15 protein-coding genes are annotated in these 16,225 nt (G+C 71.5%); 9 read left to right on the top strand and 6 right to left on the bottom strand.

Translation table 11 applies throughout. From position 1 onward, the window contains the following. Positions 1 to 95: 95 nt before the first annotated feature. On the top strand, positions 96 to 962 hold the full coding sequence (locus AMK13_RS22510) for an aKG-HExxH-type peptide beta-hydroxylase (protein WP_074003880.1): 867 nt from the start codon (positions 96 to 98) through the stop codon (positions 960 to 962). On the opposite strand, the gene AMK13_RS22505 is transcribed toward AMK13_RS22510, so the two are convergent. From AMK13_RS22505 to AMK13_RS22495, 3 genes are all read right to left on the bottom strand, one after another. Next, entirely contained in the window at positions 959 to 1,630 is a 672-nt protein-coding gene (locus tag AMK13_RS22505; RefSeq protein WP_074003879.1) for a pentapeptide repeat-containing protein, read from the bottom strand. The two genes, AMK13_RS22510 and AMK13_RS22505, sit on opposite strands and share 4 nt — an antisense overlap. 153 nt (positions 1,631 to 1,783) lie before the next feature. After that, positions 1,784 to 3,811, bottom strand: coding sequence for a prolyl oligopeptidase family serine peptidase (locus AMK13_RS22500; RefSeq protein ID WP_074004034.1), 2,028 nt, complete (start codon positions 3,809 to 3,811; stop codon positions 1,784 to 1,786). Between the two features lie 109 nt (positions 3,812 to 3,920). After that, entirely contained in the window at positions 3,921 to 5,444 is a 1,524-nt protein-coding gene (locus tag AMK13_RS22495; protein ID WP_074003878.1) for a peptide MFS transporter, read from the bottom strand. Positions 5,445 to 5,774: 330 nt separating this feature from the next. On the opposite strand from AMK13_RS22495, the gene AMK13_RS22490 reads away from it, so the two are divergent. Together AMK13_RS22490 and AMK13_RS22485 are read left to right on the top strand one after the other, a co-directional pair. Beyond that, entirely contained in the window at positions 5,775 to 6,449 is a 675-nt protein-coding gene (locus tag AMK13_RS22490; RefSeq protein ID WP_030058577.1) for a response regulator transcription factor, read from the top strand. A 58-nt stretch (positions 6,450 to 6,507) separates the two neighbouring features. Further along, positions 6,508 to 7,752: an ATP-binding protein gene (locus AMK13_RS22485; protein WP_049650022.1), complete on the top strand. Its 1,245-nt coding sequence runs from the start codon at positions 6,508 to 6,510 to the stop codon at positions 7,750 to 7,752. Positions 7,753 to 7,896: 144 nt separating this feature from the next. Here AMK13_RS22485 and AMK13_RS22480 read toward each other — a convergent pair whose 3' ends face one another. Then, positions 7,897 to 8,457, bottom strand: coding sequence for a GtrA family protein (locus tag AMK13_RS22480; protein ID WP_049650021.1), 561 nt, complete (start codon positions 8,455 to 8,457; stop codon positions 7,897 to 7,899). A 259-nt stretch (positions 8,458 to 8,716) separates the two neighbouring features. Between AMK13_RS22480 and AMK13_RS22475 the strand changes: the two genes are divergently transcribed. Genes AMK13_RS22475 through AMK13_RS22465 form a run of 3 tightly spaced genes read left to right on the top strand, consistent with a single transcriptional unit; the run spans position 8,717 to position 11,628 of the window. Further along, positions 8,717 to 9,856 (top strand): 5-(carboxyamino)imidazole ribonucleotide synthase, encoded by a 1,140-nt coding sequence (locus AMK13_RS22475; protein WP_049650020.1) that lies wholly within the window; start codon positions 8,717 to 8,719, stop codon positions 9,854 to 9,856. After that, the gene (gene purE, locus AMK13_RS22470) at positions 9,853 to 10,377 is read left to right on the top strand and encodes a 5-(carboxyamino)imidazole ribonucleotide mutase (RefSeq protein ID WP_049650019.1); all 525 of its coding nucleotides are present in this window, start codon (positions 9,853 to 9,855) and stop codon (positions 10,375 to 10,377) included. The genes AMK13_RS22475 and purE overlap by 4 nt, the downstream gene beginning before the upstream one ends. Positions 10,378 to 10,413: 36 nt before the next feature. Then, on the top strand, positions 10,414 to 11,628 hold the full coding sequence (locus tag AMK13_RS22465; RefSeq protein WP_074003877.1) for a dipeptidase: 1,215 nt from the start codon (positions 10,414 to 10,416) through the stop codon (positions 11,626 to 11,628). Here AMK13_RS22465 and AMK13_RS22460 read toward each other — a convergent pair. Both AMK13_RS22460 and AMK13_RS22455 read right to left on the bottom strand, forming a co-directional pair. Beyond that, positions 11,625 to 12,038: a CoA-binding protein gene (locus AMK13_RS22460; protein WP_074003876.1), complete on the bottom strand. Its 414-nt coding sequence runs from the start codon at positions 12,036 to 12,038 to the stop codon at positions 11,625 to 11,627. The genes AMK13_RS22465 and AMK13_RS22460 overlap by 4 nt on opposite strands. A gap of 42 nt (positions 12,039 to 12,080) precedes the next feature. Next, on the bottom strand, positions 12,081 to 13,418 hold the full coding sequence (locus tag AMK13_RS22455; protein WP_074003875.1) for a UDP-glucose dehydrogenase family protein: 1,338 nt from the start codon (positions 13,416 to 13,418) through the stop codon (positions 12,081 to 12,083). Between the two features lie 286 nt (positions 13,419 to 13,704). Here AMK13_RS22455 and AMK13_RS22450 point away from each other — a divergent pair, with 286 nt between their 5' ends. From AMK13_RS22450 to AMK13_RS22440, 3 genes are all read left to right on the top strand, one after another. Then, a complete protein-coding gene (locus tag AMK13_RS22450; protein ID WP_049650015.1) occupies positions 13,705 to 14,871 on the top strand; it encodes an acyl-CoA dehydrogenase family protein in 1,167 nt (388 codons plus the stop codon). Between the two features lie 120 nt (positions 14,872 to 14,991). Beyond that, a complete protein-coding gene (locus AMK13_RS22445; RefSeq protein ID WP_074003874.1) occupies positions 14,992 to 15,495 on the top strand; it encodes a GNAT family N-acetyltransferase in 504 nt (167 codons plus the stop codon). 51 nt (positions 15,496 to 15,546) lie between these two features. Continuing rightward, positions 15,547 to 16,206, top strand: coding sequence for a class I SAM-dependent DNA methyltransferase (locus AMK13_RS22440; protein ID WP_074003873.1), 660 nt, complete (start codon positions 15,547 to 15,549; stop codon positions 16,204 to 16,206). Positions 16,207 to 16,225 lie beyond the last annotated feature (19 nt).

The raw sequence follows: 16,225 nt of genomic DNA, 5'->3' as shown, positions 1-16,225 counted from the left end.
CGACCTGAGCGCCTGAAGCAGTCGCGCGCCCGGCCCCACCTCAATTGGGGCCGGGCGCGTGGTTCCCAAGCATTCCAGCGAAGGAGTGTTCCTCCATGCGGTTCCTCAACATCCACCACACCCAGGAGACGATCGGCCGACTCGTGAGCGCGGTCGACGAGCAGCCTCCGCCGACCGCCGTGGACCTCCCGGCCGCGTACCGGAGGGTCGTCTCCGCGCTCCGTCCGCTGCCGGTCGAGGATGCGGGCATCACGCTGTCCTTCGAGGACAGCGAGTGGGGCAGCTACCTGATCGAGAACAGGACCTTCGAGAACATCTTCGAGGGGCTGGAGAACACCCCGCCCGACCTGCGGGAGCGGTGGAAGCGCGACTTCTCCGTGGCGCTCCTGCACACCAGGGACCTCGTCCCCGACTTGGGTGCCCTCGTGGACCTGGTGGTCACCGACGTCGTGATGTTCAGCTCGACCAACAAGGGTGGCGGCACCGGTTCGACGCTCCCGGGCCTGGTGAGCATGAGCCCGGGCGACGAGTGGCGGCCCCACGACTACGCCGAGTCCCTGGTGCACGAGACCGTGCACCTGAACGTCTTCCTGGCGGACATGGTGTACCGCCTTTACACGCGGCCGGCCAAGGAGCTGGGGGCCGACGAGTACCGGGTCGTCTCCGCAGTGAAGTTCGGGCAGATGCGCCCGCTGGACAAGGCCTTCCACAGTGCGGTGGTGGCTCCGCCCCTCATGCTCATGCAGCACCTGAGGGGTGAGACGGAGTTGGTGGACACGTTCCGCCACTCGATCCGCGAGTGCGCGGACGGCCTGCTGGACAAGCTGGACCTGTTCACGCCGTACGGCCAGGGGATGGTGCGCGAACTCGCGGACTTCGCCGAGACGATCGACTTCGATCTCGTCACCCGGTCGATCTCGGGCCGGGAGTTCGCGCACTACGACCTGCCTGCCGCAGCCTAGGCTTCGAAGACGATGCCGGCCTCCCTGGCGAGGCTCAGGGCCAGTTCCATGGACCCCGGGCCTCGCACGGTGGCACCCTTGAGGTGCGCGGCGCCTCCGACATCGATCAGTGTGCAGTTGTCGAAGCTGACACCGGGCTGAATGACGACGTTGGCGAACTGGGTTCCCGTGAGGTCGCACTTCTCGAATCGGACATCACGGAGTTCGGCGAACTGAAAGTCGGCCTGGGAGAGATTGCACTCCCTGAAGACCACCGTCTTGAACTTCGCGTAGCGGAACAGCGTGCTGTCTGTCCGAGTGCCCTCGAAGAGGACGTCACGGAAACTGCCGTTGCTCCAGGACGACCCGGTGAGCCGGCACCCGGTCACCGTGCCACGGAGGATGGATACGTCCTGTGTCCGGACCGTGGCGAAGTCGCAGGTGTCGAAGGCGATGTGAGCGAGCACCGACCGGACCAGGTGCATCCCGGTGAACCGGACGTTCTCGAAGGCGCATTGCTCGACTTCGACCGCTTCGCCCGATCGTCCGACGAGGCTCAGTCCGCTGTATTGCCTGCCTTTGATGGTGGCGTCGTCCTCGAAGTCATGGTCGGGCAACTCCGCAGGTCGCAAAGCCACCTGAAAGCGCGGGGCCAGGGGATTCTTCTGGCGAGGCATGGCCTGAGTCATGACGGGCACCTCACAGTAGCCGCTGGAGTGGAGGAAATGAACGCTAGCACTCAACTGCCTTACGCAGAAAGGCAGTTGAAATGCATGGACTTTGGGATCCGGTAGCTATTCAGGCTGCCGAAAACCTCAGGGCATTTGGTGGCGCGGTGCTGATCACTTCATTCCCAACGAGCGGCGCAGGAAGTGCAGTTCGTGGTGCAGCAGGTTTTCCACCACCGCCTCGTCCGTCGGCCGGTGGCCGGTGGCGCGTAGGGGGAGGACCTCGTGCGGGCGGCCGGCGGCGAGGAGGGCGGCGGAGAGCCGCAGGGTGTGGGCGGGGTAGACGTTGTCGTCGGCGAGGCCCTGGATCAGCAGCAGCGGGCGGCTCAGCTTCGGCGCCTCGGCGATCAGCGAGCCGCTGTCGTAGTGCTCGGGGTGCTCGTCGGGGTGGCCGAGGAAGCGCTCCTGCCAGTGGGTGTCGTAGAACCGCCAGTCGGTGGGGGCGGCTCCGGCGGAGGCGGCGTGGAAGACGTCCGGGCGGCGCAGCACCGCGAGGGCGGCGAGGTAGCCGCCGTAGGACCAGCCGCGGATGCCGACGCGGTCGAGGTCGAGCAGTCCGGGCCGCAGCCGGGCGGCCGCCCGCAGGCCCTCGACCTGGTCCGCCAGCGGGAGCGTCGCCTTGTCGCCGTACACGGCCTTCTCCCACCGGGGCCCGCGGCCGGGGGTGCCCCGGCCGTCCACCACGAGGACCGCGAAGCCCTGGTCGGCGAACCACTGGGAGACCTGGTCCCACCAGAGGCCGCCGGTGGTGGCCTTCTGCGTCGCGGGCCCGCCGTACGGGTCGAGCAGGACGGGCAGCGGGCCGTCCCCGGGGCGGTGGCCGGCGGGGAGGAAGAGCGTGGCGCGCAGGGCGTGTGGGCCGAGCCTGAGGAGCTCGGGCGCGGCAGTGACGACGGGCGGCTCGGCGTACGAGGTGAGCGGGCGGGGTGCCGAGCCCTCCCGCAGAGCGGTTGTGAAGCCGCCGGGGTGTCCCGGGGTCCGGGTGGTGAGCACCAGCGTGCCGCCGCGCCGCACGCCGGTGTGTAGGCCGGGGCCGTCGCTCAGCCGACGGATGCCGCCGTCCGGTCCGTACGTCCAGAGGTGGGTCTCGGTGGGCTCCTCGGAGGCGGTGAACAGCACCTGCTCGCCCTCCGTGCCGAGCACCGCGCGCAGCTGGAGCCCGGGCGGGGTGACCGGTTCGCCGTCGACGGTCAGGTGCCGGGTGTCGCCGAGGTCGGCGGTGTCCACCAGGGCGCCGCCCGCGGTGCGGGCGGGCAGGCCGGGCAGCAGCTCGACCCAGTGGGCGTCCCGGCGCTCGGCGAGCGGCCGGGTGGTGCCGTCCGGCTCGACGGCCACCACAAGGACGGTGCGCTGGTCGCGGCTCTGCACGGCGGCGTACGGGCCGTGGCCGTCCCAGCCGGCGGCGGTCAGGTACTCGAAGGCGGCGCGGTCCCAGCGGACCTCGGTGTCGCTGCCGTCGAGGCCGAGCAGCCGCAGCGAGACCTCGGCGTTGGCGGTGCCGGCGAGCGGGTAGCGGACGGCGCGCGGCGGGCGGTGCGGGTCGGCGGGGTCGGCCGGGAAGAGCCGGGCGAGCGGGCGGTCGTCGACCCGGGCGACCAGCAGCGCGGTGCCGTCGGGGGACCACCAGTGGCCGCGGTCGCGGTGCATCTCCTCGGCGGCGACGTACTCGGCGAGCCCGTAGGAGACGTCCTCGGCCTCGGGTTCGGCGAGCGGGCGGTCGTCCGTGCCGTCGACGCCGACCACCCGCAGGGCGCCGCCGCGGACGTAGGCGATCCGGCGCCCGGTCGGGTCGAGCCTGGGGTCCTGCGGCGGGCCGGGGACGGGGACGGCGCGGACGGTGCCGGCGGCGGTGTCGGCCAGCCACAGGGCGCCGTCCAGGGCGAAGGCGGCGAGCGTGCCGGCGGCGTCGGTGCTGTACGCGGCGATGCCCTCGTCGGCGCCCAGCGCGGCCGGGTCGGCGAGCAGCCGTTCCTCGCCGGTGGCGGTGTCCAGGGCCCAGAGGCAGGCGAGCGGGTCGGTGCCGGAGCGGCCGCGCAGGAAGAGCACGGTGGCGCCGTCCGCCGAGGGCTCGGGCCGGGTGGGGACGCCCAGGGTGAAGCGCCGGGTGCGGGCCAGCTGGCGGGGTAAGGAGGGGGTCGTCATGTCGGGCACCATAGGCACGGCCGACGGGCTCCTGTCGAGCGGGAAAAGCACTCGGGGCCGCCGCGGATCCTGGAATCCACGGCGGCCCCGGAGCGGGCGGGGACGGGCGTCAGTGCACGTCGCCCATGAGGGCCTGGACCTTCTTGCGGTAGGTGAAGATGGCGAACCCGGCGAGGGCCGCGAGCGACGCCTGCATCGCGATGATCCCGGTGCCGTTGAGGCTGACGCCGGCCAGCGAGAGCAGGCTGGTGGTGCAGTCACCGGCGGTGACGGCGAGGAACCAGACGCCCATCATCTGGGAGGCGTACTTGCGCGGTGCCATCTTGGTGGTGACCGAGAGGCCGACCGGGGAGAGGCAGAGCTCACCGATGGTCTGGATCAGGTAGATCGAGACGAGCCAGAGCGGGGAGACCAGGGTGCCGTTGTCCGCCATGGTCATCGGGATGATGAAGACGAAGAACGAGACGCCGACCAGGAGCAGGCCGATCGAGAACTTCACGATGGTGTTCGGCTCCTTGTCCCGGCGGGACAGCCAGAGCCACAGCCAGGCGAAGACCGGCGCGAACGCCATCACGAACAGCGGGTTCAGCGACTGGTACCAGGTGGCCGAGAAGCCGAGGCCGAACAGGGAGTCCGCGGTCTTCTTGTCCGCGAACAGGGAGAGCGTCGACCCGCCCTGGTCGTAGATCATCCAGAAGATCGCGGCCGCGGCGAAGAACCAGATGTACGCGGACATCTTGGACTGTTCGTCGGAGGTCAGGTCCTTGTCGCGCTTGATCCGGGTCAGCACGGTGATCGGGATCAGCAGACCGGCGATGGTCAGCGGGACGAGGGCCCAGTTCAGCGTGTAGACGCCCAGGCCGGCCACGACGCCGTAGAAGGCGGCGACGCCGAGCACCGTCAGGCCGGCCTTCTTCAGCAGGCGCTTGCGCTCCTCGGGCAGCAGCGGGTTGGGGACCTCGCTGCTCACCGGGTTCAGGTGGCGGCTGCCGAGCAGGAACTGGGTCAGGCCGAGGGCCATGCCGATCGCGGCCAGACCGAAGCCCAGGTGCCAGTTGTACTCCTTGCCGATCGTCCCGATGACGAACGGGGCGACGAAGGCACCGAGGTTGATGCTCATGTAGAAGACGGTGAACCCACCGTCGCGGCGCGGGTCCTCGGGGCCGTTGTAGAGCTGGCCGACCATCGTGGAGATGTTGGCCTTCAGCAGCCCGGAACCGAGCGCGACCAGGAGCAGGCCGAGGAAGAACGCCGCCTGGCCCGGGACGGCCAGCGCGATGTGGCCGGACATGATCACGAACCCGGCGATGGCGACGGTCTTGCGGGCGCCCCAGACCCGGTCGCCGAACCAGCCGCCCGGGTAGGCCATGAGGTAGACCATCGAGACGTAGACGGAGTAGATCGCCGTCGCCGTCGTCGCCTTCATGGCGAGGCCGCCGCCCTGGCTGCCGACGGCGGCGTCGGCGCCACCGGAGACCAGGTAGTAGATGAGCAGGGCGCGCATGCCGTAGTAGGAGAAGCGCTCCCACATCTCGGTCATGAACAGCGTGGCGAGACCTCGGGGATGCCCGAGGAAGGTCTTGCCGCTGGGAGATGCCGACGTCGCGTCGGTGTCCAGGGTCTTAGACGCCATGAGTAGTGGTTCCTTGCCTGACAGCGTCCGCGTAGGGGGGTGGGCGGCGGACGTGGACCAAACCACTCTACGTGGCGACATTTGGCTCTATCAGATGACAAAAGTCTTGAATCAGGTATGTGAATGGCAAAGTTGGCGACAAATCTGCCCGATCTATCGATGGTAGACGGGCGTGTCTTCCTTCGGTTTCAAGATCCAACAGGCGATTCTTCACCGAAGGGCCGGTCTGTTGCGCCCTGTTGAGCCCGATTGCGGCCTTGTATAACGATCACGCTCTGTGAACTACCTCACAGGGCGTACGGGGATACCCCGGCGGACTACCATCACCACATGACCTGTGTGCTGCTCGCCGAGGACGATCCGGCGATCTCCGAACCGCTCGCCCGGGCCCTGCGACGCGAGGGCTATGAGGTGCTCGTCCGCGAGGACGGTCCGACCGCACTCGCCGCCGGCCTCACCGAGGAGGTCGACCTCGTCGTCCTGGACCTCGGCCTGCCCGAGATGGACGGCCTGGAGGTCTGCCGCCGCCTGCGTGCCGACGGCAAGAGCTGCCCCGTCCTGGTGCTCACCGCCCGCGCGGACGAGGTGGACACCGTGGTCGGCCTGGACGCCGGTGCCGACGACTACGTCACCAAGCCCTTCCGCCTGGCCGAACTGCTCGCCCGCGTCCGGGCCCTGCTCCGGCGCGGCAACGTCGACCAGCTCACCACCGGCGCGCACGGGGTGAAGATCGACATCGAGTCCCACCGCGCCTGGCTCGGCGACGAGGAGCTCACCCTCTCCGCCAAGGAGTTCGAGCTGCTGCGCGTCCTGGTCCGGGACGCCGGCCGGGTGGTCACCCGCGAGGAGATCATGCGGCAGGTCTGGGACACCACGTGGTGGACCTCCACCAAGACCCTGGACATGCACATCTCCTGGCTCCGCAAGAAGCTCGGCGACGACGCGGCCAACCCGCGCTACATCGCCACCGTGCGCGGCGTGGGGTTCCGGTTCGAGAAGAATTGACCCTGACGGAGACCGGGCCCTCGGCCCGCGGCGGCGGAACACCCCGGGGAGCGGCAGCGTGAAGCGCAGGATGATCAACTCGCTGCTGGGCGTCGTCCTGGTGGTCGTCGTGGTGTTCTGCGTGCCGCTCGCCCTGGTCGAGAAGCGGACCATCGTCAACTCGGCCCAGGACCGGGTGGACGCCGCCGCCGTCCGGGTGCTCGCCCTGGTCGAGAGCCGGCTCGCCGCGGGCGAGCCGGTCACCGGGCGGGCCTTCGAGAGCCAGGTCACCGAGGGCAGCTACGTCGAGGTGCAGGTGCCCGGCCAGCCGGTGGTCTCCGCCGGCGAGCGCCCGGCCGGGAACCACCTGCTGAAGGCCGTCGAGCGCGGCAACAGCGGCGAGACCGTCACCGTCGAGCAGTCCCGCGAGGACGTCGACCACGAGATCGCCAACAACCTGCTGCTGCTCGGCGTGGTCGCCCTGCTGGCCGTCCAGGCCGCGGTGGCGCTCGCCGTCTGGCAGGCCAAGCGGCTCGCCCGGCCGCTTACCGACCTCGCCGAGACCGCCGAGCGGCTCGGCTCCGGCGACCCGCGCCCGCGCGACCGCCGTTACGGGGTGCCCGAGCTCGACCGGGTCGCCGAGGTGCTGGACACCAGCGCCGAGCGGATCGCCCGGATGCTCACCGCCGAGCGCCGGCTCGCCGCCGACGCCTCGCACCAGCTGCGCACCCCGCTCACCGCGCTCTCCATGCGGCTGGAGGAGATCACCGCCCTCGCCGAGGAGCCGGAGACGGTCAAGGAGGAGGCGACCATCGCCCTCCAGCAGGTCGAGCGGCTCACCGACGTGGTCCAGCGGCTGCTCACCACCCAGCGCGACCCGCGCAGCCCCACCGCCGTCGCCTTCGACCTGGACGAGGTGATCAAGCAGCAGGTGGAGGAGTGGGGCCCGACGCTGCGGGAGCAGGGCCGGGTGCTCTCCCTGGAGGGGCTGCACGGGGTCACCGCGGTCGGCACCCCGGGGACGGTCGCCCAGGTGCTGGCCACCCTGATCGAGAACTCGCTGATGCACGGCGCCGGGACGATCACCCTGCGGATCCGGCCCTCCGGCACCTCGGTGGTGGTCGAGGTCCAGGACCAGGGCGCCGGCGTGCCGCCGGACCTCGGCAACCGGGTGTTCGAGCGCGCGGTCAGCGGGCGCAACTCCACCGGCATCGGGCTGGCCGTCGCCCGCGACCTCGCGGAGGCGGACGGCGGGCGGCTCGAACTGCTCTCGCTGAAGCCGGCGGTGTTCGCGCTCTTCCTCGGGCGCAGCCACCAGGACTGAGGGCCTGAGGCCGGCCGGGACACGGCAGGATCCGGCAGGGGGATCCGGTGGGGGGATACGGCCGGGGATGCGGCGAGCCCCGGCGGCCGGGTTCGGCGAGCCGGGGCTGCGCGGGGTACGAGGGCGGTGCGAGGACCGCGGGGCCTACTCGGCCTTGGCGAGCCGGATCCGCTCGGTGGCCAGCATCAGCTCGGCCTGCGCGGCCAGCTCCTGGCCGGCGGCGGCGCCCACCGACTGCTGGGCGGGCAGCTCGACGGTCTCCGGCACGGCCTTGAACACCCAGGTGCGGTACGAGACGAAGCGGAACACGGTGGCCACGGCGAGGCCGATCACCTTGGCGCCGATCTGCTCGTAGTGCGAGCGCAGGTCGAGCACGTACACCGAGAAGCCGAGGACGCCGGTCTCGATCAGCATGCCGATGCCGCTGTAGACCAGGAAGAGCGTGATCTCGCGCTTGCGGGAGGCGGCGTCGCGGTCCCGGTAGAGCCAGTAGCGGTAGCCCAGGTAGTTGGTCGCGATCGCGATCACCGTCGCGACGATGTTCGACCGCACCGAGGCCAGGCCCATGCCGTTGAGGCAGACCCAGAACACGGCGAAGTTGACCACCACGCCGCTCAGGCCGACGATGCCGAACTTCACCACTTCGCCCTTGAGCCCACGCAGCTTCTGCGCGAGTGAGGGTTCCGAAGCCGCGTTCGTCGCCATACCGGAGTGCCTCCATGTGCCTGCTGGTCGAAAGGGCCGGTCGCGGTCGCGCGGCCGCCCCTTGAGCCCTGCGTGCACGCACATGATCGGACCGCGCAGACCAGGACCTAGCCGTCCAGGCTACCCGCTTCCATCGAACGGCTCAGCCCCCAGGGCGCCAGGTTGACATCTACGCGCGTCCGCTCCAGCGGCCCCACCTGCGGCTCCACCGCCCCCGACCGGCCCGGATATCCTGGGCCGCGTGACTTCCCCGGGCAATGTGAATTTTCCAGTGGTGGGCATGATCGGTGGCGGGCAGCTGGCCCGCATGGCACACCAGGCGGGCATCCCGCTCGGGGTCAGGTTCAAACTCCTCGCCGACACGCCCCAGGACTCCGCCGCACAGGTGGTCTCCGACGTCGTCCTCGGTGACTACCGCGACCTCGACACCCTGCGCGCCTTCGCCGCCGGCTGCGACGTGATCACCTTCGACCACGAACACGTCCCCACCGAGCACCTGCGGGCCCTGGAGGCCGACGGCATCGCCGTCCGCCCCGGCCCGGAGGCGCTGGTCAACGCCCAGGACAAGGGCGTGATGCGGGCCAAGCTGGACTCCATCGACGTGCCCTGCCCCCGGCACCGGCTCGTCGCCGACCCGGCCGACGTGACCGCCTTCGCGAACGAGGGCACCGGCTACCCGGTCGTCCTGAAGACCGTCCGCGGCGGCTACGACGGCAAGGGCGTCTGGGTCGTCGACGACGAGGAGCAGGCGCACGCCCCGTTCCTGGCCGGCGTCGCGGTGCTGGCCGAGGAGAAGGTCGACTTCGTCCGCGAGCTGGCCGCCAACGTCGTCCGCTCGCCCAGCGGCCAGGCCGTCGCCTACCCGGTGGTGGAGAGCGTCCAGGAGAACGGCGTCTGCGCCGAGGTCACCGCCCCCGCGCCGGACCTCGACCCGGCCCTGTCCGACGAGGCCCAGCAGCTCGCCCTGCGGATCGCCGGGGACCTCGGCATCGTCGGCCACCTCGCCGTCGAGCTGTTCCAGACCCGCGATGGCCGCATCCTCGTCAACGAGCTGGCCATGCGCCCGCACAACTCCGGGCACTGGACCCAGGACGGCGCCGTCACCTCGCAGTTCGAGAACCACCTGCGGGCCGTCCTCGACCTCCCGCTGGGCGACCCCCGCCCGCGCGCCAGGTGGACCGTCATGGTCAACGTCCTCGGCGGCGACTACCCGGACATGTACCACCCCTTCCTGCACTGCATGGCCCGCGACCCCGGGCTGCGGATCCACATGTACGGGAAGGACGTGAAGCCCGGCCGCAAGGTCGGCCACGTCAACGTCTTCGGGGACGACCTCGAAGACGTCCGCGAGCGCGCCCGCCACGCGGCCGCCTACCTGCGAGGAACGATCACCGAATGACCAACCCCCTCATCGGCATCGTGATGGGCTCGGACTCCGACTGGCCGGTCATGGAGGCCGCCGCCCAGGCCCTGGACGAGTTCGAGGTCCCGTACGAGGTGGACGTCGTCTCCGCCCACCGGATGCCCCGCGAGATGGTCGCGTACGGCGAGCAGGCCCACGGGCGCGGTCTGAAGGCGATCATCGCGGGCGCCGGCGGCGCGGCCCACCTGCCGGGCATGCTCGCCTCGGTCACCCCGCTGCCCGTCATCGGCGTGCCGGTGCCGCTGCGGTACCTGGACGGCATGGACAGCCTGCTGTCGATCGTCCAGATGCCGGCCGGCGTGCCGGTGGCGACCGTCTCGGTGGCCGGCGCGCGCAACGCCGGCCTGCTCGCGGTGCGGATGCTCGCCGCCTTCGACCCCGAGCTCACCGAGAAGATGACCGACTTCCAGGCCGAGCTGAACAACCAGGCCACCGAGAAGGGCCGGAAGCTGCGCGCCAAGGTGGCCGGTTCCGCGTCCTTCGGCTTCGGCAAGTAGTTCGGCCACCCGCGGGCGTGGGGTAGAACAGCACGCATGACCGCTGACCTGGACTCCCCCACCCCGCTGGACCGCGCCCGCGCCCTGCTGCGCACCGCCCCCGTGGTGGACGGCCACAACGACCTCCCCTGGGCGATGCGCGAGCAGGCCGGGTACGACCTCGGCGCGCTCGACCTCGCCGCCGACCAGAGCGACCGGCTGCACACCGACCTCGCCCGCCTCGCGGAGGGCGGCGTCGGCGCCCAGTTCTGGTCCGTCTACGTCCCCTCCTCGCTGGCCGGCGACCATGCCGTGAGCGCCACCCTGGAGCAGATCGACTTCGTCCACGCCCTGGTGGAGCGCTACCCGGACCGGCTGCGCCTGGCCCGTACCGCCGCCGACATGGAGGCCGCCCGCGCCGAGGGCCGGATCGCCTCCCTGATGGGCGCCGAGGGCGGCCACTCCATCGACTGCTCGCTGGCCACCCTGCGCGCCCTGTACGAGCTGGGCGTCCGGTACCTGACGCTCACCCACAACGACAACGTGCCGTGGGCGGACTCCGCGACCGACAAGCCGGCGGCCGGCGGGCTGACCCGGTTCGGCGAGGAGGTCGTCCGGGAGATGAACCGGCTCGGCATGCTGGTCGACCTCTCGCACGTCTCCGCCGACACCATGCGCGACGCCCTGCGGGTGAGCGAGGCGCCGGTGGTCTTCTCCCACTCCTCCTCGCGCGCGGTCTGCGACCACCCGCGCAACATCCCGGACGACGTGCTCGCCCAGCTGCCCGCCAACGGCGGCGTGGCGATGGCGACCTTCGTGCCGAAGTTCATCCTGCCCGCCGCCATCGAGTGGACCGTCGCCGCCGACGGGAACATGCGCGCCCACGGCTTCCACCCGCTGGACACCACCCCGCCGGCCATGGAGCGCCAGCGCGCCTTCGAGGCCGCCAACCCGCGCCCGATCGCCACCCCGGCCACCGTCGCCGACCACCTCGACCACATGCGCGAGGTGGCGGGCATCGACCACATCGGCATCGGCGGCGACTTCGACGGCACCGCCTTCCTGCCGGACGGCCTGGACTCGGTGGCCGGCTACCCCAACCTGGTCGCCGAACTCCTCGGCCGCCACTGGTCGGAGGCCGACCTGGCGAAGCTCACCTGGCACAACGCCGTCCGCGTCCTGCGCGACGCCGAGTCGGCGGCCGCCGGGCTGCGGGCGGGCCGCCGCCCGTCCATCGCCACCATCGCGCAGCTGGACGGCCCGGCCTCCTAGCCCAGCAGCGGGATCTCGATGGCCGGGCACCGGTCCATCACCATGGCCAGCCCGGCCTCCCGCGTCCGCCCGTACGCGGCCTCGTCCACCACGCCCAGCTGGAACCAGACCGCCTTCGCCCCGATGGCGACCGCCTCGTCCGCGACCTCCCCGGCGAGGTCGGACCGGACGAACACGTCCACCACGTCGACCGGGAACGGGATCTCGGCGAGCGAGGCGTAGCCCCGCTCGCCGAGGACCGTCTCGGCCTTCGGGTGCACGGGCACGATCCGCTTGCCGTACTCCTGGAGCACCCGGGCCACCCCGTACGCGGCCCGGGCGGTGTTGGTGGACAGGCCCACCACCGCCCAGGTGTCACCGGTGCGGGTGAGGATCTCGCGGACCGCCGCGTCGTCGCCGTAGCTCGTCATGCCGGTGGGAACGCCGGGCGGCGGTGCGGGATTCCTGCCCGGTCAGCTCGGGCGGCCCAGGGCGCGGTAGGTCCAGCCGGCGGCGCGCCAGGCCTCGGCGTCCAGGACGTTGCGGCCGTCGAGGAGGCGGCGTTCGGCGACCACGGCGCCGAGGACGGCCGGGTCCAGCTCGCGGAACTCGGACCACTCGGTGAGGTGGAGGACGACGTGGGCGCCCTCGGCGGCCTCCAGGGCGGAGTGGGCGTAGGCGAGGGAGGGGAACATCTTGCGGGCGTTGTCCACGGCCTTGGGGTCGTAGACGGTGACCTGGGCGCCCTGGAGCTGGATCTGGGCGGCCACGTTGAGGGCGGGGGAGTCCCGGATGTCGTCCGAGTTGGGCTTGAAGGCGGCGCCGAGGACGGCGACCCGGCGGCCCAGGAAGCCGCCGCCGCACTGCTCGCGGGCCAGCTCGACCATCCGGGAGCGGCGCCGCATGTTGATCGAGTCGACCTCGCGCAGGAAGGTCAGCGCCTGGTCGGCGCCGAGCTCGCCGGCCCGGGCCATGAACGCGCGGATGTCCTTGGGCAGGCAGCCGCCGCCGAAGCCGAGGCCGGAGTTGAGGAACTTGCCGCCGATCCGCTCGTCGTAGGCGAGCGCCTTGCTGAGCTGGGTGACATCCGCGCCGGCCGCCTCGCAGACCTCGGCCATCGCGTTGATGAAGGAGATCTTGGTGGCCAGGAAGGAGTTGGCGGCCGCCTTGACCAGTTCGGCGGTCGCGTAGTCGGTGACCATGAACGGCACCCCGGCCGCGATCGGCTCCGCGTACACCTCGCGCAGCAGCCGCTCGGCCCGCTCGCTGTGGGCGCCGACCACGATCCGGTCCGGCCGCAGGGTGTCCCGCACGGCGAAGCCCTCGCGCAGGAACTCCGGGTTCCAGGCGAGTTCGGCGCCCTCGCCGACCGGCGCCAGCGCGGCCAGCCGTTCGGCCAGCCGGGCCGCCGAGCCGACCGGGACGGTCGACTTGCCGACCACCAGGGCGGGGCGGGTCAGGTGCGGCGCGAGCTCGTCCAGCGCGGTGTCGACGTACGACATGTCGGCGGCGAACTCGCCCTTGCGCTGCGGGGTGTTGACGCAGATGAAGTGCACGTCGCCGAACTCGGCGGCCTCCTGGGCGGAGGTGGTGAAGCGCAGCCGTCCGGTCGAACCCTCGTGCCCTGCCACGTGCTTGAGCAGCAGTTCGGACAGCCCGGGCTCGTACATCGGGACCCGCCCTGCGGTCAGCATGGCGATCTTGTCCGGGTCGATGTCCAGGCCCAGCACCTCGAAGCCGAACTCGGCCATCGCGGCGGCGTGCGTGGCGCCGAGGTAGCCGGTGCCGATCACGGAGATGCGGAGGGTCACGGGTTCTCCTTGGATGCGGACGCGACCAGTACGGATGCCCTGATGCTATCCGCCCGCCGGGGGCGCCCCGGGATCACCTGCACGCCGGAGGGGCCGTCCCGCCGGTCGCCCCCGGGGCGCGGACATGAACGACCGGGCCGCCGCTGGACGCTAGGCAGCCGCAGGTCGGCGCCCTAGGATCTCTACTGAACGGTAGTTAACCGCGGATTCGACTCGCACCGGGCGTCGATCGGACCTCGATCGGGCCTCGCCCGGGCGTCGGTCACTGAACGACGAGGCAGGCATCATGGCGGGCAGCGCAGGGGCGGCTGACTTCGATCTCTTCCGGATCTCCGAGGAGCACGGGATGCTCCGTGAGGCGGTGCGTTCGCTGGCCGAGGCGAAGATCGCTCCGTTCGCGGCGGAGGTGGACGAGCAGGGGCGGTTCCCGCAGGAGGCGTTGGACGCGTTGCGGGGGAACGACCTGCACGCGGTGCACGTGCCGGAGGAGTACGGGGGTGCGGGGGCGGACGCGCTGGCGACGGTGATCGTGATCGAGGAGGTGGCGCGGGTGTGCGCGTCGTCCTCGTTGATCCCGGCGGTGAACAAGCTGGGGTCGCTGCCGGTGCAGCTGTCGGGTTCGGAGGAGTTGAAGGCGAAGTACCTGGGGGCGCTGGCGCGGGGCGAGGGGATGTTCTCGTACTGCCTGTCGGAGCCGGAGGCGGGTTCGGACGCGGCGGGGATGAAGACCCGGGCGGTGCGTGACGGGGACTTCTGGGTGCTGAACGGTGTGAAGCGCTGGATCACCAACGCGGGGGTCTCCGAGTTCTACACGGTGATGGCGGTGACGGATCCGGAGAAGCGGTCGAAGGGCATCTCGGCGTTCGTGGTGGAGAAGGGCGACGAGGGGGTGTCCTTCGGTGCGCCGGAGAAGAAGCTGGGCATCAAGGGGTCGCCGACGCGTGAGGTGTACTTCGACAACGTGCGGATCCCGGCGGACCGGATGATCGGTGCGGAGGGGACGGGTTTCGCGACGGCGATGAAGACGCTGGACCACACCCGGGTGACGATCGCGGCGCAGGCGATCGGGATCGCGCAGGGTGCGCTGGACTACGCGAACGGGTATGTGCGGGAGCGCCGGCAGTTCGGGAAGGCGATCGCGGAGTTCCAGGGTGTGCAGTTCATGCTGGCGGACATGGCGATGAAGCTGGAGGCGGCGCGGCAGTTGACGTACGCGGCGGCGGCGAAGTCGCAGCGGGGGGACGCGGATCTGACGTTCTTCGGTGCGGCGGCGAAGTGCTTCGCGTCGGACGCGGCGATGGAGATCACGACGGACGCGGTGCAGTTGCTGGGTGGGTACGGGTACACGCGGGACTACCCGGTGGAGCGGATGATGCGGGACGCGAAGATCACGCAGATCTACGAGGGGACCAACCAGGTCCAGCGGATCGTGATGGCCCGCAACCTCCCGTAACGCGCACCGGAACGCACCGGCACGCACCGGCGTACAGCCACGGCCCCCGACCGCCCGTCCGCGGTCGGGGGCCGGAAAACCGTGCGACGGCGGGCGGCCGCGCTCCGTAGGCTGCCCGCCATGTCCTCCACGCCCGCCACGACGACCCCGCCCGCACCGCCCGCCACGCTCAGCCTGGCCCCGATCACCCCCGGGAACGTCGACGCCGCCCTCGCCCTGCGGGTCCGCCCCGACCAGGAGCACCTGGTGGCGCCGGTGGTGAAGTCGCTGGCCGAGGCGTACGCGTACGGGGAGACGGCCTGGCCCCGGCTGATCCTGGAGGACGGGCGGCCGGTCGGCTTCGTGATGGCCTTCTTCGACATCGTCTTCCACCCCGACCGCCCCGGCGACCGCCCCCGCTCCGGCCTGTGGCGGCTGCTGGTCGACGCCGGGCAGCAGCGCGGCGGGTACGGCCGCTTCGCCGTCGAGCAGGTCTGCGCCGAGATCCGCCGCCGCGGCGGCACCCGCGCCACCGTCACCTACCACCCGGGCCCGGACGGCCCGGCGGAGTTCTACGCCCGCCTCGGCTTCCGCCCGACCGGCGAGCTCAGCGGCGACCAGGCCGTCGCCGAACGGGAGTTGTAGGACCGCCACGGCCTGCCGCGGGCCGGCGGCCGCCGGGTAGGGTCCGGGGCCATGACCGAGCCGGGCTTCCTCACCGAGACCAGGGCGTTCTACGACGCCGTCGCCACCGAGTACACCGAGCTCTTCCGGGACGCGCTGGACCGCATGCCGATGGACCGGGCGATGCTGAGGCTCTTCGCCGACCTGGTCCGCGCCGAGCGGCCGGACGGCAGGACGGCCGAAGTCGGCTGCGGCCCTGGCCGGATGACCGGGCCCCTGCACGGCCTCGGCGTGGACGTGCACGGGATCGACCTCTCGCCGCGGATGGTCGAGCTGGCCCGGAAGGCCCACCCGGAGGTGCCGTTCAGCGTCGGCTCGATGTTCGACCTCCCCTTCCGGGACGGGGAGTTGACCGGCGTGGTGGCCTGGTACTCGATCATCCACACCCCGGCGGATCGGCTCCCCGAGGTGTTCGCCGAGTTCGCCCGGGTGCTCGCCCCCGGCGGCCACCTGATGCTCGCCTTCCAGGTCGGCGACCGGCCCCTGCACCTGGAGCGGCCGTTCGGGCAGCCGGTGTCGCTGGACTTCCGCCGGCTGCGGCCGGAGCACGTCGAGGAGCTGGCCCGGGAGGCCGGCCTGCCGGTCACCTCCCGTACGGTCCGGGAGCCGGAGGGCGACGAGAGGACCCCGCAGGCCTACCTGCTGGCCCGCAAGCCGGTGGCCGGGGGCTGAACCGGAGGCCGGATGCCGA

Origin of the sequence: Streptomyces sp. CB02056, assembly GCF_001905545.1 — a bacterium.
GTDB lineage: Bacteria > Actinomycetota > Actinomycetes > Streptomycetales > Streptomycetaceae > Kitasatospora.
This window is presented reverse-complemented; position numbering and strand designations above follow the sequence as displayed.

What these genes read in the sequence shown, in the direction of transcription:
- AMK13_RS22510 (WP_074003880.1), top strand. Translation starts at nt 96, where the DNA reads ATGCGGTTCCTCAACATCCACCACACCCAGGAGACGATCGGCCGACTC.
- AMK13_RS22505 (WP_074003879.1), bottom strand. Translation starts at nt 1,630, where the DNA reads ATGACTCAGGCCATGCCTCGCCAGAAGAATCCCCTGGCCCCGCGCTTT.
- AMK13_RS22500 (WP_074004034.1), bottom strand. Translation starts at nt 3,811, where the DNA reads ATGACGACCCCCTCCTTACCCCGCCAGCTGGCCCGCACCCGGCGCTTC.
- AMK13_RS22495 (WP_074003878.1), bottom strand. Translation starts at nt 5,444, where the DNA reads ATGGCGTCTAAGACCCTGGACACCGACGCGACGTCGGCATCTCCCAGC.
- AMK13_RS22490 (WP_030058577.1), top strand. Translation starts at nt 5,775, where the DNA reads ATGACCTGTGTGCTGCTCGCCGAGGACGATCCGGCGATCTCCGAACCG.
- AMK13_RS22480 (WP_049650021.1), bottom strand. Translation starts at nt 8,457, where the DNA reads ATGGCGACGAACGCGGCTTCGGAACCCTCACTCGCGCAGAAGCTGCGT.
- purE (WP_049650019.1), top strand. Translation starts at nt 9,853, where the DNA reads ATGACCAACCCCCTCATCGGCATCGTGATGGGCTCGGACTCCGACTGG.
- AMK13_RS22465 (WP_074003877.1), top strand. Translation starts at nt 10,414, where the DNA reads ATGACCGCTGACCTGGACTCCCCCACCCCGCTGGACCGCGCCCGCGCC.
- AMK13_RS22460 (WP_074003876.1), bottom strand. Translation starts at nt 12,038, where the DNA reads ATGACGAGCTACGGCGACGACGCGGCGGTCCGCGAGATCCTCACCCGC.
- AMK13_RS22450 (WP_049650015.1), top strand. Translation starts at nt 13,705, where the DNA reads ATGGCGGGCAGCGCAGGGGCGGCTGACTTCGATCTCTTCCGGATCTCC.
- AMK13_RS22445 (WP_074003874.1), top strand. Translation starts at nt 14,992, where the DNA reads ATGTCCTCCACGCCCGCCACGACGACCCCGCCCGCACCGCCCGCCACG.
- AMK13_RS22440 (WP_074003873.1), top strand. Translation starts at nt 15,547, where the DNA reads ATGACCGAGCCGGGCTTCCTCACCGAGACCAGGGCGTTCTACGACGCC.